The sequence below is a fragment of the Pseudorhodobacter antarcticus genome (assembly GCF_900110135.1).
GTDB classification, from domain to species: Bacteria; Pseudomonadota; Alphaproteobacteria; order Rhodobacterales; family Rhodobacteraceae; genus Pseudorhodobacter; species Pseudorhodobacter antarcticus.
Map to the genome: position 1 here is coordinate 1 of NZ_FOCO01000023.1, position 22,331 is coordinate 22,331.

Here is a 22,331-nt window from a genome sequence, read left to right on the forward strand (position 1 = left end):
ATGGCGAGGGAAATCATTCATTCAGGGTGGTCGCAAAGTAGTGAGGGACGCCCTCTACATGCCAGCCTTGGTCGCGATGAGATTCAACCCTGACCGCAAGGCAAAATATCAAGCCATGATTAAAGCTGGAAAGCCACCAAAAGTCGCCCTTACTGCGCTCATGCGAAAGCTGATTGAACTCGCCAACGCCCTCATCAAAGCAAACCGAAATTGGGTGATTAAAGAGGCTTGATCAAGACGGATACTCTGATCAACGACGCCGTCACCGCCGTCACCGCCGTCACCGCCGTCACCGCCGTCACCGCCGTCACCGCCGTCACCGCCGTCACCGCCGTCACCGCTGGCGCGCGGCACGCCACGGCCTGTGCCGAACTGGAAATCAGCGACCGCACTCTGCGGCGCTGGACAAAAGACGGGCAGGTTCACGCCGATCAACGCCCCCTCGTGCCGCGCCCGGAACCCGCGAACAAGCTGACCGATGTCGTGGCCACGATGGTCTGGGCGCAACCGCAAGCGTGCAGCAGCGGCCCCCAAGCCGGGGCAACCCCAGCGGTACCCGACGGGGTCAGTTCAATTTTGAACGGCAGCTTTGTGTGCAGCTCTGCCGGGATCGTGCCTTGGGCGGCCATGTAAGGCAGGTCCAGCTCGCGGCTGACATCATTGCCTTCCATCGGCATCACTTGCACATCAACGCCCAGAATGGCGTTGGCCATGCCGGTGGGAATGGAGTCGGTGCCATAAACCGTTTCGGTTTTGCACATCAACAGTCGGTTGCGCCAAAGCATTTAAGCCTCCTTTACAGCCGGTTTAACGGCCTTTTTTGGGGTGGATTGCGCCGGCGCAATTTCAGTCGGCTGCGCGTCAGGGATCGGGTCAGGGGCAGGCAGCAATTCGCCCGCCTCAATGACAAAACAACCGCCCGTCTGGGGCAGCGGGTGGGCGGGCTGGTTAGGGCCGGCCTTGCTCATGGCGTGATCCTAAATTGGTCCGTGATGGAAAATTCGATGACATAGGTGAAAGTGGTATCGGCCAGCGACACCGGGCCTGCGCGGACCAACTTGAACACCCCCGACACCTCCTCGGGTGCCCAGCCGCAAACAGCAGCCAGCACCGCCGTGATCTGTGGCGCGATATCAACCAGCGCCTTGTCGCCTGTGCGTCCGGCATTGCGCATCGACAGTAAAACGCTGACCGACTCCTCAACCGTCTGGACGAACAATTCGCTGGCACCCGCACCTGTGCGACCATTTCGGCGGTGATCGTCTCATTGACCTGCGCTGGTTTAACCTGCTTTGCCATTTTGTTGTCCTTCCCGTTTCGCTTTGTCGAAAGGGGCAGCTGCCCGCCCCTTCTGGAAAAACCGACGTGACCGTCAGGCAAGCCACGGCGACAACATCAACTCGGCTGTGCCTTTCCATTCGTTGGTTTCGCCACCCGCCGCATTTTCAGAGTTCAGCAGCTTCAGGGCGGTGCTTTCCATTGAGGTGGGCACCACCAACAAGTTGGGGGTCAGGCCCAAGGGGCGGCCATAATCGCCCTTCATGCCCGACAAAGCCGCGCGGGCTGCGCCGTAGGTGGCAGCGGTGAGGGGCTGCTTGGAGCCGTAGGCAAACTGCCAGAACCCAAAGCCCACGTTGGCGCGCGCGTCTGTCCCGTAAACAAACTCGTTCTTGTCAAAGACGTTGTCGTCGGTCTCTTTGTCCTTGGCCACGAATTTGAAGTCTTTGCGCTTTTTCAAAAGGACCGGCTTGATCGCCCGCGACACGTCCAGCAAGAACCACGGGGCACCTGCGCCGTCGTTGGTATTGGCCACCTGTGTCACGTTGCCATCTACGTCCAGCACCGGGTGATCGGTGTCAAAATAGTTCTGGCCGTCATAGCATTCGGTGGTCCAGCCGTCTTTCAACAGGCCAAAGCAAAGCTGGTCCCAAGTCGCGCCCGACGAGCGGCCCATTTCACTGAACAGTGGCGTGTAGGTGCCAAGGTTGTCCGTCTCAATATCGTCACGGTCAACACCGATGGTGAGTTCCCACGCTTTTTCGGTGATCTCGTAATCATGCTCGGACAGCTATACTGGCAATCAAGGCGCAGAGGTCACCCTCTCACCCGCTGGCACCACCTCCACCGTTCAACAGACCTCAGCCAGCTTTCACGCTGCCACGGGGTTTGAGGTTCAAGGCGACATCATGACCACCGCCAAATCCCCCACAGGTTCCCCTGTAGTGGGACGTGAGGTGCGACCCTCGGATACCATCCAGACCCATGGTCAGCGTATGACCGTGGCAATGGCCATCCAAATGGGGTTTCTCTCACAGGACACAGGGGGCAACTTCCTGCCCACCTCCACAGGACAGGCAGGGGCAGCCCCCAAGGACGCCTCTAAAGGGGTCTTGGAGTTGGTATCTGGGGGCGCAGCAGAGGAAGCCTTAGAGGGTGCCTTCACGGCTTCCCCAGAGGCAGAGGCAACCTTCCAAGAGTTGGCGGGCAGCGTCAACCCTGACACCCAGCTTGCTGCCTTGTACTCGATCTTGCGCAATGATGGCAACCTAGATCAAAAGGTCTTGGAACGGATGGCATCTCAGGCCGGGGTTGAACCTGAAGACATGGCCACCACAGTGGCGTTCGCACAAGAGGGGATGCAACATGCTATCATGAAGCACCTCTCACCTTTCGGGGTCTATGATCAGGACACCTTCACCGACTTCCTGCACAGTTCCCCTCAGACTCATCAAAAGATGGTGGAAAGTGTCCGTGATTTGGTCATGCACAATTCGACCAAGGGCTTTGAGGGGCTTGCTGAGGAGTTCACCCTTGCCGCTGATATGGTGGACCCTGAAGGTGTAGCGGGGGCCTTAGAGGATGCAGGTATCCCCTTCACTCAACAGCGGGGCGGGGGAGTTGTCCTTGACCTCACAGCACAAGGCATGGGGCAAATGGCCTTTCGGCAAGCTGTCCAGTTGGGCATCATCAAGCTGAGTCGCAACAGGTAACAAAGGGCGCGGGGGTGGCAGTATCAATCCACCCCCAGCTTTCCCTCATGGCCCTCGAAGGTCTCCGCATGGTGGCTGAGGGGGAGGACAAGGTGATTGAGGGGTGGTTGAAATATGGGGCTGCCTTGAACAAGGGGCGGTCACTCTGCGCGGGGGACCGAGAGTTCGGGCGGTGGGTTGAAGAGAATGTGCATTGGCAAGTTGCCATAGCACCTGAACCACATGATCGACTTGCCGCCATGTGGGCAGCCTGTGAACCCCACAACTTCTCCAACACGCGCCGCGCCCACCCTCGGGTTCGCACCGTGCGCGGCCTTCAAGTGGAATCCGCAATCCCAAAGGCCCGCTTCATAGATTTTGTAATGGCGCGCAACTTGGCCCCAGCACTTCCATATACCCTATCTCCAACTCCCCCAACCGTGTGCCCAAGGATTAGATTTTGGTCAAGGGATACCACTTCAGCCAAAATAAACCGATCTTTCATATTGTGTCGAAGGGAGTGGATTACATGTTTTTCATTTTGAGAAACCTTTTGCAGATGCTTCATGAGAGAGGCTGAGGCAGCGTCTCCCCCACGGGTTCGACCGTAAGACGGGACAGCATAGGCAGCCCCTCAGAGGCCATCCCGAGGGCTTCCTTAGCGGCCCCCAAGGCGTCTCCGACAAGCGGAACCTCGCGCCGTGATGACACCGTTTTTAGGCTTCTGAGGTCGTGGGCTTCAATGCAGATGTTTGGCAGATCACCCCCGGCATTCACATCTGCAACCCTTAGCCCTGTGACCTCTGCAATACGGCACCCCGTGCCCTCCACCAAGCGCCAGATGAGGGCTAACTCGGGGGAGGCATTGGCAAGTATCCTTGCGCGTGTCTCAGTCAGCACCTCAGAGGGCAAAGAGTCACGTTTTTCGGAGGCTTTCCGACCCTTACCTTTAGCTGTATTTACCACCGGAAGGCGGTTGAAAGGATTTCTCAGCGCGTCTGGTAGTCCAAACTCCATCTTGGTAAAGTTGATCACGGCAGAGATGATCGACAATTCACGAGAAACCGTTGCGGCGCTGACCTTACCCCCAACTCCCTTTCCGGTCACCTTCACCCGGTCCAACATTTCATCCCGAACCTGCCGAGCCTCTTCTCTTGTTATTGTAGACAAAGCTGGGTCTCGCCCCATTGCAGCAATGGCCGCGTCAATAACCCGGTTGGCAAGCCCGACTACCCGGCTATCCGTCTCTGGGTCTTCAGCCCTCAGATGTTCCTTCAGGTAAAGCGCACGGGCATCATTCAGCGTAGGTTCCGGGGGCCTGTAGCGATCAGGTCCAAGCCTCATCAAGTTGATAGCGTAACGGTCAACTGAGGGCACCTGAGAGGCCCATCTTCATCCTGAGGGTATTGGTCTGACAGCATCTCAGCAGTTATTTCCAAGTCCTCTTCTGTGGCCCCTGCATCTATCAAATCAGCCCGCCGCCGTAACGCCTCCGCATAGGCTTCACGCTCTGACAACGCAGCCTTACTGGGGGCAACCGACCGCGCTCTGCCCCGCTTGGCCGCTTCAATCTCTCGCTCGACCTGTGCGTGAAATCGGGGATAAGCCGCCAAGGCTTCACGCTCAGAATCACCGAGCTTCTTCTTGAAATCACGCTTGGTAATGATTTCGGAAATACCTTTGGGAACCCTGCGACGATACCGCCAACTGCCCGATTTTGTGCGTTCTACGTGCTTCAAGATTAGTCCCATGTGTGCCCTAATGTGCACCAGAAGAGAACGCAAGTACCATAATTTACTGAGAAATATGACCAACTAAGGGGTCAAATGGAGCGGGTGAAGGGAATCGAACCCTCGTCACTTGCTTGGGAAGCAAAAGCTCTACCATTGAGCTACACCCGCATTTGGGTTGGATAGGCCAGCGGCGGGACGGCGTCAAGCGGGTTGCGTGGGTGATTTCAGGCTTGGGGCGATTGGTGCAAACCAAAACGCCCCCGAAAACACATTCGGGAGCGTTTTGCGGGCCGCATGCGCCAAAGGGACAGGCATTGCGTGCGGCCCATTGGGGCGGGTAGGGGACAAAACCCACCCCAAATCGGTTTACATGGCGGGCAGCATGACCGTGTCAATCACATGGATCACGCCATTGGATTGCACCACATCGGCGACGGTGACGGTGGCAACATTGCCGCCTTCGTCTGTTAGCATTACCATATCGCCGTCATAGCTGGCTTGCAGGGTGCAACCGCCCAAAGTTGGAACAGGGTGCTTGCCGCCATCATCGGCGATCATTTTGTTCAGCGCGTCCAGCATCACGGCCTTGCCCACAACATGGCAGGTCAGGATTTTGGTCAACTGGTCCTTGTTTTCGGGCAAAAGCAGAGTTTCAACGGTGCCTGCTGGCAGTTTTGCGAATGCATCATTGGTAGGGGCGAACACGGTGAAGGGGCCAGCACCTTGCAGCGTTTCAACCAAACCTGCGGCAGTGACCGCAGCGACCAAAGTCGTGTGATCGGCAGAATTGACAGCGTTTTCGACGATGTTTTTCGTCTCAAACATTGCCGCGCCGCCAACCATTGGATTTTCGGCAAATGCCATGCCTGTGGTCAAAGCAAAGGCGGCGGTGAGTGTTGCGATACGCATCATGTGTAATCTCCGAGGTTATCCAAGGGCCATTCCCTTTGGTATGCTTGGAGTTACGAGGCGGATGGTAGGAAGTTTCAAAGCCGTGCGATTATTTTTCAAAATAATCTGAATTAGCTGATAACGCCGGTGACAAGGACCGGGCCTGTGGGCGTACCGGTGGGCGACCCACCCGTGGGTTCAAGGCTGATCGCGATGACCATGCCGGGCGCAAGGCCGGTTGTGGCCAATGTCAGGGCGGCCCCGTCAATCAGGCCCAGCGAAATGGGCGTAGCATTGCCCACAATCAGCCACACCTCATGCACTTGGCCTGCGGCGGCGGCGGGGCCCGCGGTCCGGGTGATGCGCAGATCATCGCCCCGTTGGCTGACATCATAGCGCAGGTCGGTGTTTTCCGCCGCAAGCGTGGTAAGGGGCTGCACATTTTGGCCCGGCAGAAAGGCCAAAACGGCAAGTCCCAAGGTGGCAGCAACAGCAGCGCCTGCAAACCAGCTTTTCCAGAAGGGTGATTTTTTAGGCAGGGTGCCGAACAGCCGCGCCTCAATCTGCGGCAGCAGGTTGGGCAGGGGGGCATCGACGTAGCTGTCGTTCAACGGCTCCAGCCGCGCTTGCCAGCGTTTGACCGCCAAGGCAAAATGGGCATCGCGGCGCATGCGGGTTTCGGCGGCCAAACGGTCAGCATGGGGCAGGGTGCCCAGCACATATTCGGCGGCCATGATATCCGCTTCATCCTGCTTGGGGATGTCATTTGTCATCGATCCAAACACTCCCGTAATTTCAGCAGGCTGCGACGCAACCAAGTGCGCATGGTGTTGACGGGCACGTTGTGGCGGGCCGCCAGGATTTCATAACTGGCCCCTTCCAGATAGGCCCCTTGCACGGCTGCGGAATGAATGGGGTCGAGTTCGCCAAAACAGGCCACCGCGCGCCGCGCCTCGCCTTGCGCGACCAGCCCAGACAAGGGGCCGCGGCCTGTGTCGGGCAGGGATGCGACCGCCTCACCATCATCAGCGATGGATTGGGGGCTGCGGGCGCGCAGGCGGTCAATCGCATGGTTGCGCGCAATGGTAATCAACCATGTCATGCCACGCCCGCGTGTCGCGTCAAACCGCCCGGCGCGCAACCACGCCCTTGTAAACACCTCTTGCAACGCATCCTCCGCCTCTGCCCGGTTGCCCAAGATACGCAGAAGGACGCCCATTAGTTTCGCCCCCGCAGCCGCATAAATATCTGCGAATGCCGCCCGGTCTTGGGCGGCGACGCGGATCAAAAGTGCTGCGATGGGATCATCAGTCATGGGCGTTTGTAAAGGTTACGCAAAGGACTAACCCCGTCTGCGACGCCGCGCGCCATCACCATCCCCACCGCCGGTGTTGAAGTTGATGTCGGGCAGGGTGAGGATGGAAAACAAGTTCGGAAACGCATCGACCGCGTTGGGAATGTTGGAGGCATTGACGAAATGTTCTTGAAAGCGCGGCTCAATCGCGGTTTCGATTTTGTGGATTTGGCCAACAGTATGTTCAATTTCCGCCCGCGTTTTGCGGTTGATCAGGGCGATGCGCGCGCCGGTGCCTGCGGCGTTGCCTGCCGATGTGACCTTGTTCAGTGGCACATCGGGGATCATGCCCAGCACCATCGCGTGTTTGGGGCTGATATGCGCACCAAACGCGCCCGCCAGCACAATTCGGTCCACATGATCGACGCCGAACTTATCCATCAACAGGCGCGCGCCAGAATAAAGCGCGGCCTTGGCCATTTGAATCTCGCGGATATCGCGGTTGGTGACGGTGATCACAGGGCCGCCGGTCGCACTGCCATCCCAGACCATATAGGAATGGGTGCGCCCATCTTTGAAACAACGGTCCGTGCCGGTTTGGTCGGGGCCGCCGATCAGGCCGGGACCATCAACGATGCCCGCCATGCGCATTTCGGCCACCATTTCGATAATGCCCGACCCGCAGATGCCCGTGATGCCTGTGGTCGCGATGGCCACGTCAAACCCATCTTCATCCGACCAAATGTCGGAGCCGATGACGCGGAACCGGGGTTCCTTGGTCACGGGGTCAATTTCCACCCGTTCGATTGCACCGGGGGCCGCGCGCTGGCCTGAACTGATTTGCGCCCCTTCGAACGCGGGACCAGTAGGCGAGGAGCAAGCGAGGACCTTTTCTGTGTTGCCCAGCAAAATCTCGGCATTGGTGCCAACATCGACGATCAACACCAAATCGGGCGATTTTTCAGGCGCTTCAGACAAGGCCACCGCGGCGGCATCAGCCCCCACATGGCCCGCGATGCAAGGCAAAAGATAGACGCGGGCAGAGGGGTGAATGTGCAGATCGAGATCGCGCGCGGTCAGGTGCAAGCTGCCAGAGGTGGCAAGCGCAAAAGGGGCTTGGCCCAACTCATAAGGGTCAATGCCAAGGAACAGATGGTGCATGACCGGATTGCAGACGAACACCGCATCCATGATCAGGGTTTTGTCGATCTGCGCTTCTTCAGCGACTTGCGAAAACAGCGTGTTCATACCTGCGCGCACGGCGGCGGTCATTTCCGCAGCACCCGTGGGGTTCATCATGGAATAACTGACCCGGCTCATCAAATCTTCGCCAAAGCGGATTTGGGGGTTCATCAGGCCGCTGGATGCCAGCACTTCGCCCGTGCGCAGATCGCACAAATGGCCCGCGATGGTGGTGGAGCCGAGATCAACCGCCATGCCGTAAACCGTCCCTTCATAAAGGCCGGGCCAGACATGCATGATGCGCGGAATTTCAGCGTCATCAACGCGGTGCAAGGCGACAGTAACCTTCCATTCGCCTTTACGCAGAATGGGCTGCAGGCGGGTTAGCACCGACAGATCGGCGCGCACTTGGGCAACATCCCATTGATCGCGCAGGGCCATTGTCAGGCGTTCAAAATCGCCCGATGGGTCGTGCATATCCGGTTCCGTCACTTCAACATAATGCAGGGTAACGGACGGGTCTAGGGTGATTTGCCGCGCCTCAGCACGCTTGCGGATGACTTGTTTGTGGACTTGGCTTTCGGGTGGTACGTCGATGACCACGTCACCTTGCACCTTGGCCTGACAGCCCAAACGCCGACCGTCGATCAGCCCACGCTTGGATCTATAGCGTTCTTCGACCGAATTCCATTCCGTCAGGGCTGTGGCCGAAACCGTCACGCCATGCTTTGAAAATGCGCCATACCCCGGCGAGATTTGGCATTTGGAACAAATTCCACGCCCGCCGCAGACGGAATCAAGGTCGACACCCAAAGCGCGCGCGGCAGCCAAAACAGGGGTGCCAACGGCAAAACGGCCCCGCTTGCCAGAAGGCGTGAAAATCACCAATGGGTCTTTTTCGGTTCCTGCGGTCATGATCGTTCCCCTCGTCAGCTTTGCCATCGTTCTAGGCTGTGGGCGCGCGGTTGCAATGCCCAAAGCGGCGCTTTTCGGCATGGTTTCGCCCTATCCCGCGTGATTGTGCGGGCGCCTGATGGTTTTTGTGGGTTTTAAGGGCGAATCCCGCGCAAGGTTTTATTTTTAGGGCGAAAACCGGTGCGCGGGCTTGGTTACAACGGGCGAATTTTCAGCGTGGTGATGCGGTTTTCCTTGCGCGCCACCACTTCAAACCGAAACCCGTGAAAGCTGAAAACTTGACCTTCGCTGGGGATCAATTGCGCCTCATGGATAACCAAACCAGCCACGGTGTTCGCCTCCTCATCGGGCAGGCCCCAATCGGTGATGCGATTTAGGTCGCGGATGGTCATGGCCCCTTCGATCACATAATCGCCGCTTTCGGTGCGGGCCAAGGATTGGTCCTTTTCGACCACATCAAATTCATCCCGAATTTCGCCAACGATCTCTTCTAGGATATCTTCCAGCGTGATCAAGCCACGCAGCGCGCCATATTCGTCGACGACAAGCGCGAAATGGGTGCGGCGTTTCAAAAATTGCCGCATTTGTTCGTCCAACGGGGTCGTTTCGGGGATGAAATAAGGCTTCATCGCAACTTTAAGAATATCCAAATCGGTCAGTTTTGCGATGCGCCCAGAGCCCAAGCGCAGCAGTTTTTCCACCTCACGCAGCAAATCCTTGGCATGAACCACGCCAAGGATGTTTTCATCATCCCCGCGGTAGACGGGCAAGCGGGTGTGGGGCGATGCGAGGACTTGCGACAAAATCTCGCCCGGCGCTTTTTCTGCGTCGATCATCTCAATCTCGCGGCGGTGGCGCATGATTTCTTCGACCGTGCGGTCGGACAGGTCCAGTGCGCCCAACAGGCGGTCGCGGTCTTCTTTTTCTACAGCCCCTTCGGAATGGCCAAGGGCGATGGCGCCCGCGATTTCTTCGCGCAGGGCAAGGAATTTTCCATCGGGATCGGTACGCACACCGATCAAATACAGCATACCACGCACAAGGCTGCGCACCACGGCGACAATGGGCGAAAAGACCGGGATAATCAGCCGGATGATGGGGGCCACGCGCGAGGCGGCGCTTTCCGCATTGGTGATCGCATAGGTTTTTGGCAGCACCTCAGCGAAAATCAGCACAAGGGCGGTCATGACCAGGGTCGCCACGGCCACGCCGCTTTCGCCAAACAGGCGCGTCATCAATGCGGTGGCAAGGGCTGCGGATAGGATGTTGACGACGTTATTGCCCAGAAGCAAAGCCCCGATAAGCTTTTCGCGGTCCTCCGTCACCTCAAACGCGCGCTGCGCCCCTTTGGATCCGCGATCGGCTTGGCCCCGCAATTTGCCACGCGATGCGGCGGTTAGCGCGGTTTCGGACCCCGAAAAGAACGCCGAAAGCACCAAAAGGCCCAAAATCGCCCCCGCAGTCAGCCACAACCCGGTGTCAAACATCATATCGTTCACGTCGCGTCCCTTTTATCCAGTTTTTCCCCGGCAGCTTTTCGCGCCAAGGGGTGGTGGTCCAGCACCAATGCTTTCAGATGCTTATCCAGTACATGGGTGTAAATTTCTGTTGTGGAAAGGTCTGCATGGCCCAAAAGAGTCTGGATCACGCGCAAGTCGGCCCCACCAGCCAAAAGATGGGTCGCAAAGGCGTGGCGCAGGGTGTGGGGCGTGACTGCGTCTGGGTCCAGCCCTGCGCGCGCCGCAATGGATTTCAGCAAAACGAACATTTGTTGACGGGTCACATGACCTGCGGCCCCGCGACCGGGGAACAAAAAACGTGAGGGTTTGAGGCCGGTTTTCACCGCCGCCTCCTCTGCCGTGTCGCGCGCGATCAACCAATCCGCCAACGCGGATTTAGCAGGGGGCGACAAGGGCACCATGCGTTCCTTGTCGCCTTTGCCACGCACCAAGATCATTGCGGGGCCACCGCGTGCGGCGGCCACGGGCAATTCCACCAGTTCCGAAACCCGCATCCCCGTGGCATAAATCAATTCCATCAAGCAGATGTTGCGGGTGGTTTCAAATGCGGTGCGGCCACTGGTTTTGGCAGCGGTCAACAGCGCCTCTACCTGATGCCATTCCAAGGTTTTGGGCAAGGTAACGCTGCGCCCCGGGCCTTTGATGCGCAGGCCGGGGTTTTCGCTGCGCCAGCCTTCCTCAAACGCGAAACGGTATAGTTGACGAATGGCCGAGAGGCGGCGCGCACGGGTGGCCTTTGACAAGCCTTGGGCATCGCAAGCGATAAGATACGCCTCAATATCGGCCCGTTCGACAGTGGCAAAACTGCTGTGTCGCCTTTCCAACCAGCCCGCAAAATCAAGCAGGTCGCGGCCGTAGGCCAGCCGGGTGTTGCTTGCTGCCCCAAGTTCGGCGGCCTGCATATCAAGAAAAGTGGAAATCCAGCGGTCGTGGTCCGCGCTCATCCCCGACGCTCCAACAACAGCAATTCCAATGCGGTGCGGCGGGCCAAATCCTCTAGGCCGACATGACGAAACAGCGATAGGCCTTCGGTAACACCGCGCAGGTCGCCGTGCAGACCGCGTTCGATCCGGTCAACCGCGTGCAAAATCGCCTCACCCAGCCGGTTTTCATCCAGCAGCGCCAAAAGGTCGGCTGGCGGCACGGGGCGGGTAAAGGCGGGGGCAATGGCGCGCGATAGACTGTCTGGGGGGGTGACGGTTTGCAATGTGCCCCGCGCGATGCCAATCAAAAACGCTTCACGTGCATCAAGGGGCGTGTGGTTTTGGGCGGCAATTTCGTATTGGGTGGACAGCAGGGAGATTTGAAAGGTCAGGGCGGCGGCGGCATCTTTTAGCGGCAAGCGCAGCAGGCGTTCTGCGAATAACTCCGCAAAAGGCACCTCTAATGCGGCTTCGGTCATCTTCTCCCACGCTTTGGGCAGGGCGATGGCGACCGCACCGGGATCGGCGGCTTTTAGCGCAGTTTCAAAATGCTGAAAGGCCTCCACCCGGTCCCAGACGCCGCCCGATGCGGCAGGCAAGCGTTCGGTGTAAATGCCCATCAAACGGTTGGGAGACAGCACTGAGGCGCGGCCCAAACGCTCCGCCGCCTCCAATTGCGCCTTCCAGCCGGCGGTTTCGCGCAATTCGGCATGGGAAAACGCCAGCGGCAGATGCGCTGTGGGCAAGCCTTCGCCAATCGCCTCTAGCATCCGCCAAGCAAGGGGGGTGACGGGCGTTGGCGGGAGCAGGGCGGGCTCGCCCTCATATAAATCGGGGTCCAAAAAGCGCGACAGCAGGGCATCATCGGCGGCGTCGACATAGCCAAGCGCCTGCGCCATCCGCAATGTCAGCGCACTGCCGCCCCAATCACCCGACCGCGCCAAACAAAAGATGCGGGCGGGATAGGTCGGCGCCAAATCGGGGGTTTCGCGCAATGTGGCGCAGGCGGCATCTTCGGTGCCCGTCAACATGGCGATGTCAAAATAGCGGCGAAACACCTGCGGCGACATTTTGCCCGCAGCGGCGATCAGGGCGTTCGCCTCCTCCAACGCGCCCATTTCCAGCAGTTTGTCGGTCCGCGCCATCAGCAAAATGCCACGCCCGCCTGCATCGGCGGGGGCATCGGCCTGCGCCAGCATCAGGGTCATCAACACACGCTGGAGGGAGGGCAGACCATCATCCCGCTTGACCGATATCAAGGCTGCGATCTTCTCAACCTCGCCAAAGCCCCATAGATCGAGGGGCAGCCCCGTGACAGACGGCGACAAAACCCCCGCCGCATCGGGGCTGGGGCCACCAAGAACAGATACGATCACGTTTTGGGGAACAGCGCCCCCGATGCCAGTAACGCTGGCTTCGGGCGGGGGCACAGGGGCGGCGGGGGTAGAGACGGAACTGGACAGCCAATCAATTACCGAAAGCGGTGCCTCGGCCCGGGCCGCGCCAACCACCGCAAAGGTCGCAATAAGCGCAAAAAGTGGGGCCTTTTTACTGCCCATCCAGCACCACCGGTTTTGTAATGGTGTTTTGACTGGGCGATAAATCCCCCAGATACGCAAAGCCAACAAGGCCCAAAAACCCAAAAAACACCAAAACCACCAAGCCTTTAACGATCAGTTTCATATCACTGCTTTCTTGCCCAAGTCCAATGTACCGCCGGATTGGCCTACGCGTTATGGGCCCATCCCCCCCGCATGCGCGCGCCGTTCCGATCTTTTCACCACGTGGTCTACAGCCATCCTTAGCGGAGATCACGCCCCCACGCAAAGTTTTGCACCAATAAAGCGGCGCTTTGCCGAGAAACCTGCCGTATGGGCCTGCGCGGGGCTGGACAGGGGGCAAGCGGGGTCGTTATTGGAAAGGGTTAGATTTGGCGTTGGGAAAGGCTGTGGTGGGGATGCGGTTGGTCAAATCGGTCGTGATGGTGGGGATGATGGGGTCGGGCAAGACCGCTGTTGGCACCCAGCTGGCCCGGCTGTTATCCGTGCCCTTCATTGATTCCGATGATGCCATTGTTTCCGCCGCTAACCGCAGCATCGCTGAGATATTTGAACGTGATGGCGAAGCGTTTTTTCGCCAAAAAGAAGCGCAGGTGATTGAACGTTTGCTGGAAGGGCCGATGTGCGTTTTGTCCACGGGCGGTGGCGCGTTCATGGCCGAGGGCAATCGGCGGCTGATTGCCGCGCGGGGTGTTTCGGTGTGGTTGCGCGCGGATCTAGACCTGTTGTGGCAGCGGGTGCGCCATAAATCCACCCGGCCGTTGTTGCACACCCCCACCCCCCGCGCCACCTTGAAGCAAATTTATGACGCGCGGGTCCCCGTCTATGCGCTGGCCGATTTGGCGGTGGATGCGCAGATGGATTTGTCGATTGACGATATGGCGCGGCGTGTCGTGGGGGCACTTTCCACCCGCGCCGATGTTTTGGAGGGTTAGGGTTTGGCATTGGAAATCGTTCGCGTTGATTTGGGCACGCGCAGCTATGACGTGCGGATTGGCGACGGGTTGATTGACCAAGCCGGGGTTCAGATTGCGCCTTTGTTGCGCCGCCCCCGCGTGGCGATTGTGACCGATGAAACAGTTGGCGCGCTGCATTTGGCGCAGTTGCAGGCGGCGCTGTTGGCGTCTGGCATCGCAAGCACAGCGCTGATGCTGCCCGCGGGTGAAGGGACCAAGGGTTGGCCCGAATTTACCCGCTGCGTGGAATGGTTGCTGGACCAAAAGGTGGAGCGTAAGGATTTGGTCATCGCCTTTGGCGGCGGGGTGATTGGCGATTTGGTCGGGTTTGCGGCGGCCGTGTTGCGGCGCGGCGTGGGGTTTGTGCAAATCCCCACCAGCCTGCTTGCGCAGGTGGATAGTTCTGTGGGCGGCAAAACCGGCATCAACGCGCCACAAGGCAAGAACCTGATCGGGGCGTTTCATCAGCCGAGTTTGGTGCTGGCCGATATTGGGTTGCTGGGCACGCTGACGCCGCGCGATTTTCTGTCGGGATACGGCGAGGTGGCCAAATACGGGCTGCTGGGGGATGAGGCGTTTTTTGGCTGGCTGGAGGCGAATGGCCCGGCCCTTGCGCGCGGTGATGTGGCGTTGCGGCAATATGCGGTGAAACGGTCCGTGCAGATGAAGGCCGAGATTGTGGCCCGTGATGAGACGGAAGAAGGCGACCGCGCTTTGTTAAACCTTGGCCACACCTTTTGCCACGCGTTAGAAAAGGCCACGGGATTTGGCGACCGGTTGCTGCATGGCGAAGGGGTGGCGATTGGCTGCGCGCTGGCGTTTGAATTGTCGATGCGGTTGGGCCTGTGCGCGCAAGAGGCGCCAAGCCGGGTGCGTGCCCATTTGCGCGCCATGGGGATGAAGGTGGATATTGCCGATATTGCGGGCGATTTGCCGGGGGCTGAGGCGTTGTTGGACCTGATGGGGCAAGACAAAAAAGTGGTCGACGGGCAGCTGCGGTTCATTTTATCGCGCGGCATCGGCCACAGTTTTGTGGCCAGCGATGTGCCGGGGGATACGGTGTTGGCGCTGCTGCGCGATGCGTTGCGGGGGCGCTAGATCGACGCGGCCAGCAGGCTTTGTGCATAGGGGTGGGTGGCGGCGTTTTGGCGCAGGGCATCGACGCCCAGCACCTCTACAATTTGGCCGTTTTGCATGACGGCAAGGCGTTCGCACATATGCCCCACCACCGACAGATCATGCGACACCATCACAAACGTCAGACCCCGATCGCGGCGCAGATCAACCAACAGGTTCAGGATTTCGCCCTGCACGGACACATCTAGCGCCGATGTGGGTTCATCCAACAGCAACAGCTGCGGTTCGGGTGCCAAAGCGCGGGCGATTGCCACGCGCTGGCGCTGCCCGCCCGACAGTTGATGCGGATAGCGGAAGCGAAATTTTTGGCCCAAGCCCACATCATCCAGCAATTTGACCACACGCGCGTCAATATCGCCAAACCCATGTAAATGCAGGGTTTCGCCCAACACTTGGTCAACCGAATGACGCGGATGCAGGGAGGCGTAAGGGTCTTGGAACACCATCTGAACGGCTTTGTAAAACGCCTTTGGCCGGGTTTTGGTCAGAGGCGTGCCATCCACCACCATCCGCCCGCTCCATTGTGGGGCAAGGCCGGAAATGGCGCGCAGGATGGTGGATTTGCCCGACCCGCTTTCGCCGACCAGCCCAAAACTTTCGCCACGCGCGACGCTGAAAGTGGCGGCTTTGACCGCATCGACGCGGTCGCGACCCGAGCCGAACCAGACGTTGAGGGTATCAATATCAAGCATCATGCCACCCGTCCCGAAACGCTGGGGGCGGTGGACCACGCGGGGTCGCGTTGCAACACTTCCAGATGATCACGCGGCGCATCCAGCCGGGGCAGGGCGTTCAGCAACCCCCGCGTATAAGGGTGTTTGGCCTGCGACAGCTTTGACGCCTCACACACTTCTACAATTCGGCCCGCATACATGATCAGCACGCGGTCGCAAAAATCGGCGACCAAATTCAGGTCGTGGCTGATGAAAATTAGGCCCATGCCGCGTTCTTTGACCAACCCGTCCATGATGTCGAGCACTTGGCGCTGCACCGAAACATCCAGCGCAGATGTGGGTTCATCCGCGATCAGGATTTGCGGGTTCGGGATAAGCATCATTGCAATCATCACGCGTTGGCCCATGCCGCCCGACATCTCGTGGGGATAGGCGCGCATCACGCGGTCGGCGTCACGGATGGACACAGCTTGCAGCATTTCCACGGCCTTTGCATAGGCGTCGGCGTGGTTTGTGCGGTTGTGCTGGCGATACGCCTCAATAATCTGGGCGCCAATGGTCATCACGGGGTTCAGCGAAAACTTGGGGTCTTGCATCACCATTGAGATTTTTTGCCCCCGCACGGCGCGCATGTCCTTTTCGGATTTCTCCATCAGGTTGTCGCCGTTCAGGGCGATCTGTTTCGCCTCCACAATCCCCGGGGGGCGGATTAGGCGCAGGATGGCGCGGCCGGTCATGGATTTGCCAGAGCCGCTTTCGCCCACAATGCCAAGGCGTTCGCGGCCAAGGGTGAACGACACGCCACGCACGGCATCAAACACGCCTTGGCGCGACGGGAAGCGGACCCAAAGATCCTCAACATCCAGCAATGTGTCCATCATTTTTCGCCTTTCGGGTCCAGCACATCGCGCAACCCATCGCCCAGCAAGTTGAACGCCAGCGATACAGTGAAAATGGCAAGGCCGGGCATGGTGGCGACCCACCAATGGTCAAGGATAAACCGGCGCCCTCCAGATATCATGGCGCCCCATTCCGGGCTGGGGGGCTGCGCACCAAGGCCGAGGAAACCAAGCCCCGCGGCGGCGAGGATAATGCCCGCCATATCCAACGTGACCCGCACGATCAGGCTGGATATGCACAATGGCCAAATGTGGCGCGTGATGATGCGCATGGCCCCCGCACCCTGCAACTGGATCGCAGCGATATAATCGGCGGAGCGGATGGTGAGGGTTTCCGCGCGTGCGATGCGGGCATAGGGCGGCCACGCGGTCAGCGAGATCGCGAGCACCGCATTTTCAATGCCAGCGCCAAGCGCCGCCACAAAGGCCAGCGCCAGCACAAGGCGTGGAAAAGCAAGGAAAATATCGGTGATGCGCATCAGTACCACATCAACCCAACCGCCGACATAGCCTGACACAGTGCCCACCAACAGGCCCACGATCGGCGCGATCAACGCAACCAGTGCCACGATATAGAGCGTGATGCGTGACCCATAAATCAACCGCGACAAGATATCGCGACCAAGGCTGTCGGTACCAAAAATATGGCCCGGCGTGCCGAGGGGGGCAAGGCGGTTGCCAAGATCTTGGACAAACGGATCATGCGGCGCGATGATGGGGGCAAATAGGGCAATGCCCAGCAGCGCCAGCAAAATCCACAAGCCCGCCATCGCCATGGTGTTGCCACTAAACGACAGCCAGCCTTGATAAAGCGCGGACAGTTTGGCGTGCCTGCGCGACGTGGGTGTGTCGGTCAGCAGCCATTGGCGCAGGGTTTGTTCGGTCATATGATGGTCCCTTTAGCGCGCACGCGGATCGAAGACTTTATACAGCAGGTCAGATGCGATGTTCAGCAGAATGAAGATCAACCCCACCACAACCGTGCCGCCCAGCACCGCGTTCATATCGGCGGCCAGCAGGGCGGTGGTGATATAGCTGCCAATGCCGGGCCATGAGAAAATAATCTCGGTCAGCACCGACCCTTCCAACAACCCTGCATAGGACAGCGCGATGACGGTGATCAATTGCACCCGAATGTTGCGAAAGGCATGTTTCCACACCACGTCCCATTCCGACATGCCCTTGACCCGCGCGGTAGTGATGTATTCCGCGCTCAGTTGTTCCAGCATGAAACTGCGGGTCATGCGGCTGATATAGGCGAGGGAATAGTAGCCGAGGAGGCTGGCTGGCAGGATGATATGGCTGAACGCGTCTTTGAATACGGTCCAGTTGCCGTCGATGATGCTGTCGACCAGCAACATGCCCGTGACGGTTGGCACCACATCCTCATAAAATATGCCGACACGGCCCGGACCACCGACCCAACCCAGCATGCCGTAAAAAACCAAAAGCCCCATGAGGCCCAGCCAAAAGATCGGCATGGAATAGCCAACAAGGGCGAGGACGCGGGCGACTTGGTCAATCCACGACCCTTTGCGCACGGCGGCGACCACGCCCAAAGGCACACCTAGCACCACGCCAAAAATGACCCCAAGCGAGGCGAGTTCCAGCGTGGCGGGAAACACCCGCGCAATATCTTCGGCCACGGGGCGGGCGTTCAGCAAGGACATGCCAAAATTACCCTGCGCCACATCGCGGACGTAATAGAAAAACTGGACGATCAATGGCTTATCAAGGCCAAGTTGCAAGTAAACCGCATCATAAGATGCCTTTGTCGCGCGTTCGCCCACGATGGCCAGCACCGGGTCAATCGGCATGACCCGGCCAATGATGAAGGTGATAAACACCAACCCCAACATGGTCACTGCGATGGAGCCGAGGGTTTTTACCGTTCCCGTCAGCCATTTGGGCAGGGGCGCGCGACCTTGCGCGCCCCCGTTATTGTCGGCAAGTGCCATTACTTGGTGACTTTGCTGTAGTCAGCCGAGCTGATGGCCTGACCTGTGGTGAAGTTCATCACATTATCCCGAATACCCAATTGTTCGGACTGCTGGAACATCATCACAAAAGGGCTTTCATCCCGAAATTTGGCTTGGATGTCGTTGTACATCGCAATCCGCTTTTCGGTGTCGACCTCTTGCACCGCCGCCTCAACCATTGGGTTAAATTCGGACGTGTCCCACGCCAAACGCCAAGCCAGATAGCCGGTGCCTTGCGCCTCAAAGCTATTGTCAGGGTTATAGGCGAATGTGCCTGCGTTGGTTTGCGGATCGGGATAATCCGGGCCCCAAGATTCCAACGACAAATCGAGTTCCCGCGCGCGGTAACGGTCCAGGATTTGCGAGCCTGTGCCGACGGTGATATTGACTTTCACCCCCGCTTGGGCGGCGGTGTTTTGGAACGATTGCGCCATCTCAATCCGCTCTTGCGCCTCACGCACGCCGATTTCCACCTCAAGGTTTTCGACACCGGCGGCGGCCAAGAGTTCCTTGGCCTTTTCAATGTTCAGGCTGAACGGATTTTCGGTCGACGCGCCCAAATAGGTTTTGGGCAAGAAGTTTTGATGCGTGGCCCATTGACCGTTCAAAAAGCTGTTTTGCATGCCTTCATAGTCGATCAGATATTTGAACGCTTGGCGCACTTCGGGTTTGGACAGGATCGGGTGGGTCTGGTTCAGGCCCATATACATCAGGCGGCCTTTCAGCTCCTCATGTATTTTGATGCCGGATGCGTTGCGCGCGCCTGCGACATCTTCGGGGTTCAGGTTGCGGGCCACGTCAATATCGCCCGCCTCCAACAGCAACCGCTGGCTGGCGGATTCTGCCACATGGCGCACAATCACACGTTCCATCGCAGGCGCGCCGCCGTAATAGCCGGGAAAGGCCTGCAAGGTCACGGAATCATTCGGTTTCCACGACACGAGGCTATACGCGCCAGAGCCTGCTGTGTTGGTGTTGAGCCACGCATTGCCCATGTCGCCATCAACTTCATTCGCCATCGCCGTTTTCATATCGACAACCGACCCGATGGTTGCGGTCAGGCAGTTCAGCAAAAAAGATGTGGCATAACGTTTATCGGTTTTGATGGTCAGGGTGTTGCCATCCACCGTGATGGTTTCATTGACATTTTCCGGCGTAAACCCAAATTGGGTCAGGATGAACGCAGGCGTTTTGTTCAAAATCACCGCGCGGCGCAGCGACCAAGCGGCATCGTCGGCCGTGACCGGGTTGCCCGATTGGAACATCACACCGTCGCGCATCGTGAAGGTGATGGACATGCCATCCTCGGACACGACCCAGCTTTCGGCCAAATCGGGCACATAGCCTTTGTCATAATCCAGCGGGTCAAAGTTGACCAGCTTGCTGTACACGTTTTGGTTCACGTCCGAACCCGCAAATTCAAAGCTTTGCGCCGGGTCCATGGATTTGATGTCATCAATCCGGTTGGCGATCACCAGCATATTGGCGGGCGTTTCGGCAATGGCCATGCCCGAGGTAAAGCTGAGCGTGACCGCCATGGTCGCCCCCGCAAGGGATTTGGTCCAAATGTTCATATCAGTAACCTCTTTGTTGGGTTCAGTTTATAGGGGTGGGCATCAGCCACCCCAGGTTTTTTCAAGCACGCGCAGCCAGTTTTCATGGCAGATCTTGGCGATCAGCGCGGGGCCGTATCCGTGCTGTTCCATTGCTTGGCGCAAATTTGGCAAATCGGAAATACGGGTCACATCCTTTGGCACCACCGCGCCGTCATAGTCGGAACCAAGGCCCACGCGATCCTCGCCCACATGGTCAATCAGATAATCCAGATGCCGCAGCATTTGCAACAATGGCACATCGGCGCGCATCATTCCATCATCGCGCAAAAACGCCACGGCAAAATTTAGGCCCACCATGCCGTCGCTGTCACGAATGGCGGCCAATTGCGCATCGGTTAGGTTGCGGCTGTGGGTGCAAATGGCGTGGGCGTTGGAATGGGTGGCGACCAGTGGCGCGTTGGAATGGCGCACCACGTCCCAAAACCCCGCCTCGTTCAAATGGGACAGGTCCAGCATGATGCCAAGCGTGTTGCAGCGTTTGACCAGCCGCATGCCCGCCTCTGTCAAACCGCCACCCGTATCGGGCGAGGACGGAAAGCGGAACGGCACCCCTTCGCCCCAAATCGTGGACCTGCTCCACACCGGACCGATGGAGCGCAGGCCGGCGGCGTATAGCACGTCCAGCGTGTGCAGGTCGGCATCAATCCCTTCGGCCCCTTCAATATGAAAAATCGCGGCCATAATACCGCTGGCAAGGGCCGCGCGAATATCAGCCACATTGCGACAAATCTTCAGCGCGCCCAAACGTTCGAGTTCAAACAGGATGGCCGCCTGCGCCATGACCACGGGCACCGCCTCGGCCCAGCCGATGGGGTCGGGCAGGGCCAGCTGATATTCCGGTTTTGACATCTCATCATATTTCGCCGCGAGATCGGTGGGGGAGGGGACGTAGACCGCAAAAAACCCACCGCAAAAGCCCCCAACTTGCGCACTGGGAACATCCATCGCGCCAGAAAGGCCGGTTATAAATGCCGCCGCACCGCCAACCCCGCCCTCGCGGTACAGTTTCAGCAAAACATCATTATGGCCGTCAAATATAAGCGGTTGGCGCGGATCAGTCACAGTTGGAAGCCCCCCAAAGGTTGCGCTAACGCTAACGCATAATTTTTCATGCGCGAGTCGAAAGAGTATGATTAAATCGCATAGAGCAATGCAGTTTCAGCAAAGGCCCAAGCGTGACGCAAAAGATATGGCACAGCCTGCCCGAATACCAAGCCCTGCGCGCCGTGATGGAAAGCGGCACCACGGCCAAGGCAGCCATTCGGCTGGGCCTGTCGCAATCGGCGGTCAGTCGGTCAATCACCAGCTTGGAATCGCGCACAGGCCGCATTTTGTTTGAACGCGATGGGGGCCGCCTTGTGCCCACGGATGAAGCGGCGCAATTGAACCGCCGCCTTGATTCTTTGTTTGATGCACTGATTGCAATTGATGGACCGACCACGCCTGCGCGCGAAACCTTGCGGTTGACCGCCCCGCCCACCTATGCGCACCGCTTTTTGGTGGCGCATATCACCAGCTTTCTAAAGGCGAACCCGCATTATTTTATCTCAATGGAGGTGTCGCCATCGGATGAGGTGATCAGGGGTATTTTGGAGGGACGGTTTGATCTGGGTGTGTCGGGGGTGGAATTGTCGCGCGATGGGGTGCGGTTGACACCGTATCGCCGCGCAAGTGCCGTGTGCGTAATGCCAACCGACCATCCATTGGCAGGCAAAGCCACCATCCGCCCGCAGGATTTGCACGGCGAACCCCTTATCACGTTGACCCACCGCCATGCCCGCCGCGCCCAATTGGACCAAGTGTTTTTGGCCGCCCGCAGCCAGCCCCGGTTGGTGGCCGAGGTTTCAACATCATGTGCGGCGGTGGATTTGGCACGGGCGGGGTTGGGGCTGGCAGTGGTAAACCCGTTCCCGGTCTATCATTACCGCAGCAACGATGTGGTGTTTCGCGCCTTTGATTGCGATCTGACCTATCGCAGCTATTTCGTAACGCATGACAACCGCCCCCTGCCTGCCATTGCCCGCGCTTTTATGCGGCATTTGCGGCTGCACACCCCGAATGACCCGTTTTCGCAAAAGGCCTAA

Annotated in this window: 25 protein-coding genes, 1 tRNA gene and 1 pseudogene; 5 read left to right on the forward strand and 22 right to left on the reverse strand. The window is 58.6% G+C overall.

The genetic code is table 11. From position 1 onward, the window contains the following. On the forward strand, positions 1–232 hold a 232-nt coding region (locus BMY36_RS11995; protein WP_139194030.1), incomplete at its 5' end, for a transposase. Here the strand turns inward: BMY36_RS11995 and BMY36_RS19945 are convergent. The 5 genes and pseudogenes from BMY36_RS19945 to BMY36_RS12015 form a co-directional block, all read right to left on the reverse strand. Next, positions 219–392, reverse strand: coding sequence for a hypothetical protein (locus BMY36_RS19945; protein ID WP_156215112.1), 174 nt, complete (start codon positions 390–392; stop codon positions 219–221). The two genes, BMY36_RS11995 and BMY36_RS19945, sit on opposite strands and share 14 nt — an antisense overlap. A 39-nt stretch (positions 393–431) precedes the next feature. Next, positions 432–785 carry a hypothetical protein gene (locus BMY36_RS12000; protein ID WP_050518930.1) on the reverse strand — a complete coding sequence of 118 codons (354 nt, stop codon included), beginning with the start codon at positions 783–785 and terminating at the stop codon, positions 432–434. Then, complete coding sequence (locus BMY36_RS12005) at positions 786–968, reverse strand: hypothetical protein (RefSeq protein WP_050518931.1); 183 nt, start codon at positions 966–968, stop codon at positions 786–788. Next, a pseudogene (locus BMY36_RS12010) lies at positions 965–1,237 on the reverse strand (phage tail terminator protein); the annotation flags it as partial. The gene BMY36_RS12005 and the pseudogene BMY36_RS12010, both read right to left, overlap by 4 nt. 135 nt (positions 1,238–1,372) lie before the next feature. Then, positions 1,373–2,068 carry a Mu-like prophage major head subunit gpT family protein gene (locus BMY36_RS12015; RefSeq protein ID WP_082224780.1) on the reverse strand — a complete coding sequence of 232 codons (696 nt, stop codon included), beginning with the start codon at positions 2,066–2,068 and terminating at the stop codon, positions 1,373–1,375. Positions 2,069–2,186: 118 nt separating this feature from the next. Here BMY36_RS12015 and BMY36_RS12020 point away from each other — a divergent pair, with 118 nt between their 5' ends. After that, on the forward strand, positions 2,187–2,990 hold the full coding sequence (locus BMY36_RS12020; protein ID WP_139194031.1) for a hypothetical protein: 804 nt from the start codon (positions 2,187–2,189) through the stop codon (positions 2,988–2,990). A 543-nt stretch (positions 2,991–3,533) separates the two neighbouring features. On the opposite strand, the gene BMY36_RS12025 is transcribed toward BMY36_RS12020, so the two are convergent. The 11 genes from BMY36_RS12025 to BMY36_RS20775 form a co-directional block, all read right to left on the reverse strand. Beyond that, entirely contained in the window at positions 3,534–4,313 is a 780-nt protein-coding gene (locus BMY36_RS12025; RefSeq protein ID WP_050518934.1) for a site-specific integrase, read from the reverse strand. Beyond that, a complete protein-coding gene (locus tag BMY36_RS19950; protein ID WP_156215116.1) occupies positions 4,313–4,708 on the reverse strand; it encodes a hypothetical protein in 396 nt (131 codons plus the stop codon). The genes BMY36_RS12025 and BMY36_RS19950 overlap by 1 nt, the downstream gene beginning before the upstream one ends. A gap of 88 nt (positions 4,709–4,796) precedes the next feature. Then, positions 4,797–4,870 (reverse strand) — tRNA-Gly (locus tag BMY36_RS12035). 198 nt (positions 4,871–5,068) lie between these two features. Further along, positions 5,069–5,614 (reverse strand): fasciclin domain-containing protein, encoded by a 546-nt coding sequence (locus BMY36_RS12040; protein WP_050518936.1) that lies wholly within the window; start codon positions 5,612–5,614, stop codon positions 5,069–5,071. A gap of 110 nt (positions 5,615–5,724) precedes the next feature. Further along, a complete protein-coding gene (locus BMY36_RS12045; RefSeq protein WP_050518937.1) occupies positions 5,725–6,366 on the reverse strand; it encodes an anti-sigma factor in 642 nt (213 codons plus the stop codon). After that, positions 6,363–6,908 carry a sigma-70 family RNA polymerase sigma factor gene (locus BMY36_RS12050; protein WP_050518938.1) on the reverse strand — a complete coding sequence of 182 codons (546 nt, stop codon included), beginning with the start codon at positions 6,906–6,908 and terminating at the stop codon, positions 6,363–6,365. The genes BMY36_RS12045 and BMY36_RS12050 overlap by 4 nt, the downstream gene beginning before the upstream one ends. Positions 6,909–6,935: 27 nt before the next feature. Continuing rightward, the gene (locus BMY36_RS12055) at positions 6,936–8,984 is read right to left on the reverse strand and encodes an ASKHA domain-containing protein (protein WP_139194033.1); all 2,049 of its coding nucleotides are present in this window, start codon (positions 8,982–8,984) and stop codon (positions 6,936–6,938) included. Between the two features lie 194 nt (positions 8,985–9,178). Further along, positions 9,179–10,474, reverse strand: a complete 1,296-nt coding sequence (locus BMY36_RS12060; protein WP_050518967.1) for an HlyC/CorC family transporter — start codon at positions 10,472–10,474, stop codon at positions 9,179–9,181. Between the two features lie 5 nt (positions 10,475–10,479). After that, complete coding sequence (locus BMY36_RS12065; RefSeq protein ID WP_050518940.1) at positions 10,480–11,448, reverse strand: tyrosine recombinase; 969 nt, start codon at positions 11,446–11,448, stop codon at positions 10,480–10,482. After that, the gene (locus tag BMY36_RS12070; RefSeq protein ID WP_050518941.1) at positions 11,445–12,986 is read right to left on the reverse strand and encodes a hypothetical protein; all 1,542 of its coding nucleotides are present in this window, start codon (positions 12,984–12,986) and stop codon (positions 11,445–11,447) included. Before BMY36_RS12070 ends, BMY36_RS12065 begins: the two co-directional genes overlap by 4 nt. Continuing rightward, complete coding sequence (locus BMY36_RS20775; protein ID WP_269430821.1) at positions 12,976–13,110, reverse strand: hypothetical protein; 135 nt, start codon at positions 13,108–13,110, stop codon at positions 12,976–12,978. The genes BMY36_RS12070 and BMY36_RS20775 overlap by 11 nt, the downstream gene beginning before the upstream one ends. A 268-nt stretch (positions 13,111–13,378) precedes the next feature. On the opposite strand from BMY36_RS20775, the gene BMY36_RS12075 reads away from it, so the two are divergent. After that, the gene (locus tag BMY36_RS12075; protein WP_175469296.1) at positions 13,379–13,921 is read left to right on the forward strand and encodes a shikimate kinase; all 543 of its coding nucleotides are present in this window, start codon (positions 13,379–13,381) and stop codon (positions 13,919–13,921) included. A 9-nt stretch (positions 13,922–13,930) separates the two neighbouring features. Beyond that, complete coding sequence (gene aroB, locus BMY36_RS12080) at positions 13,931–15,040, forward strand: 3-dehydroquinate synthase (protein WP_414811674.1); 1,110 nt, start codon at positions 13,931–13,933, stop codon at positions 15,038–15,040. Here the strand turns inward: aroB and BMY36_RS12085 are convergent. Genes BMY36_RS12085 through BMY36_RS12110 form a run of 6 tightly spaced genes read right to left on the reverse strand, consistent with a single transcriptional unit; the run spans position 15,037 to position 21,309 of the window. Continuing rightward, the gene (locus tag BMY36_RS12085; protein WP_074818765.1) at positions 15,037–15,771 is read right to left on the reverse strand and encodes an ABC transporter ATP-binding protein; all 735 of its coding nucleotides are present in this window, start codon (positions 15,769–15,771) and stop codon (positions 15,037–15,039) included. The two genes, aroB and BMY36_RS12085, sit on opposite strands and share 4 nt — an antisense overlap. Continuing rightward, positions 15,771–16,631, reverse strand: a complete 861-nt coding sequence (locus tag BMY36_RS12090) for an ABC transporter ATP-binding protein (RefSeq protein ID WP_050518943.1) — start codon at positions 16,629–16,631, stop codon at positions 15,771–15,773. Before BMY36_RS12090 ends, BMY36_RS12085 begins: the two co-directional genes overlap by 1 nt. Continuing rightward, positions 16,631–17,539 (reverse strand): ABC transporter permease, encoded by a 909-nt coding sequence (locus BMY36_RS12095; protein ID WP_050518944.1) that lies wholly within the window; start codon positions 17,537–17,539, stop codon positions 16,631–16,633. The genes BMY36_RS12090 and BMY36_RS12095 overlap by 1 nt, the downstream gene beginning before the upstream one ends. A 12-nt stretch (positions 17,540–17,551) precedes the next feature. Then, on the reverse strand, positions 17,552–18,610 hold the full coding sequence (locus tag BMY36_RS12100; RefSeq protein ID WP_050518945.1) for an ABC transporter permease: 1,059 nt from the start codon (positions 18,608–18,610) through the stop codon (positions 17,552–17,554). Beyond that, on the reverse strand, positions 18,610–20,205 hold the full coding sequence (locus BMY36_RS12105) for an ABC transporter substrate-binding protein (protein WP_050518946.1): 1,596 nt from the start codon (positions 20,203–20,205) through the stop codon (positions 18,610–18,612). Before BMY36_RS12105 ends, BMY36_RS12100 begins: the two co-directional genes overlap by 1 nt. Before the next feature lie 42 nt (positions 20,206–20,247). Beyond that, complete coding sequence (locus BMY36_RS12110; protein WP_050518947.1) at positions 20,248–21,309, reverse strand: dipeptidase; 1,062 nt, start codon at positions 21,307–21,309, stop codon at positions 20,248–20,250. A gap of 113 nt (positions 21,310–21,422) precedes the next feature. Here BMY36_RS12110 and BMY36_RS12115 point away from each other — a divergent pair, with 113 nt between their 5' ends. Further along, on the forward strand, positions 21,423–22,331 hold the full coding sequence (locus BMY36_RS12115) for a LysR family transcriptional regulator (RefSeq protein ID WP_074818761.1): 909 nt from the start codon (positions 21,423–21,425) through the stop codon (positions 22,329–22,331).

Bases quoted from the DNA above. Each gene is read 5' to 3' on its own strand.
- BMY36_RS12045 (WP_050518937.1), bottom strand. From the start codon at position 6,366: ATGACAAATGACATCCCCAAGCAGGATGAAGCGGATATCATGGCCGCC.
- BMY36_RS12065 (WP_050518940.1), bottom strand. From the start codon at position 11,448: ATGAGCGCGGACCACGACCGCTGGATTTCCACTTTTCTTGATATGCAG.
- BMY36_RS12100 (WP_050518945.1), bottom strand. From the start codon at position 18,610: ATGGCACTTGCCGACAATAACGGGGGCGCGCAAGGTCGCGCGCCCCTG.
- BMY36_RS12025 (WP_050518934.1), bottom strand. From the start codon at position 4,313: ATGAGGCTTGGACCTGATCGCTACAGGCCCCCGGAACCTACGCTGAAT.
- BMY36_RS12095 (WP_050518944.1), bottom strand. From the start codon at position 17,539: ATGACCGAACAAACCCTGCGCCAATGGCTGCTGACCGACACACCCACG.
- BMY36_RS12050 (WP_050518938.1), bottom strand. From the start codon at position 6,908: ATGACTGATGATCCCATCGCAGCACTTTTGATCCGCGTCGCCGCCCAA.
- BMY36_RS12105 (WP_050518946.1), bottom strand. From the start codon at position 20,205: ATGAACATTTGGACCAAATCCCTTGCGGGGGCGACCATGGCGGTCACG.
- BMY36_RS12090 (WP_050518943.1), bottom strand. From the start codon at position 16,631: ATGGACACATTGCTGGATGTTGAGGATCTTTGGGTCCGCTTCCCGTCG.
- BMY36_RS12085 (WP_074818765.1), bottom strand. From the start codon at position 15,771: ATGCTTGATATTGATACCCTCAACGTCTGGTTCGGCTCGGGTCGCGAC.
- BMY36_RS12055 (WP_139194033.1), bottom strand. From the start codon at position 8,984: ATGACCGCAGGAACCGAAAAAGACCCATTGGTGATTTTCACGCCTTCT.
- BMY36_RS12070 (WP_050518941.1), bottom strand. From the start codon at position 12,986: ATGGGCAGTAAAAAGGCCCCACTTTTTGCGCTTATTGCGACCTTTGCG.
- BMY36_RS12000 (WP_050518930.1), bottom strand. From the start codon at position 785: ATGCTTTGGCGCAACCGACTGTTGATGTGCAAAACCGAAACGGTTTAT.
- BMY36_RS20775 (WP_269430821.1), bottom strand. From the start codon at position 13,110: ATGAAACTGATCGTTAAAGGCTTGGTGGTTTTGGTGTTTTTTGGGTTT.
- BMY36_RS12060 (WP_050518967.1), bottom strand. From the start codon at position 10,474: ATGATGTTTGACACCGGGTTGTGGCTGACTGCGGGGGCGATTTTGGGC.
- BMY36_RS12005 (WP_050518931.1), bottom strand. From the start codon at position 968: ATGAGCAAGGCCGGCCCTAACCAGCCCGCCCACCCGCTGCCCCAGACG.
- BMY36_RS12020 (WP_139194031.1), top strand. From the start codon at position 2,187: ATGACCACCGCCAAATCCCCCACAGGTTCCCCTGTAGTGGGACGTGAG.
- BMY36_RS12040 (WP_050518936.1), bottom strand. From the start codon at position 5,614: ATGATGCGTATCGCAACACTCACCGCCGCCTTTGCTTTGACCACAGGC.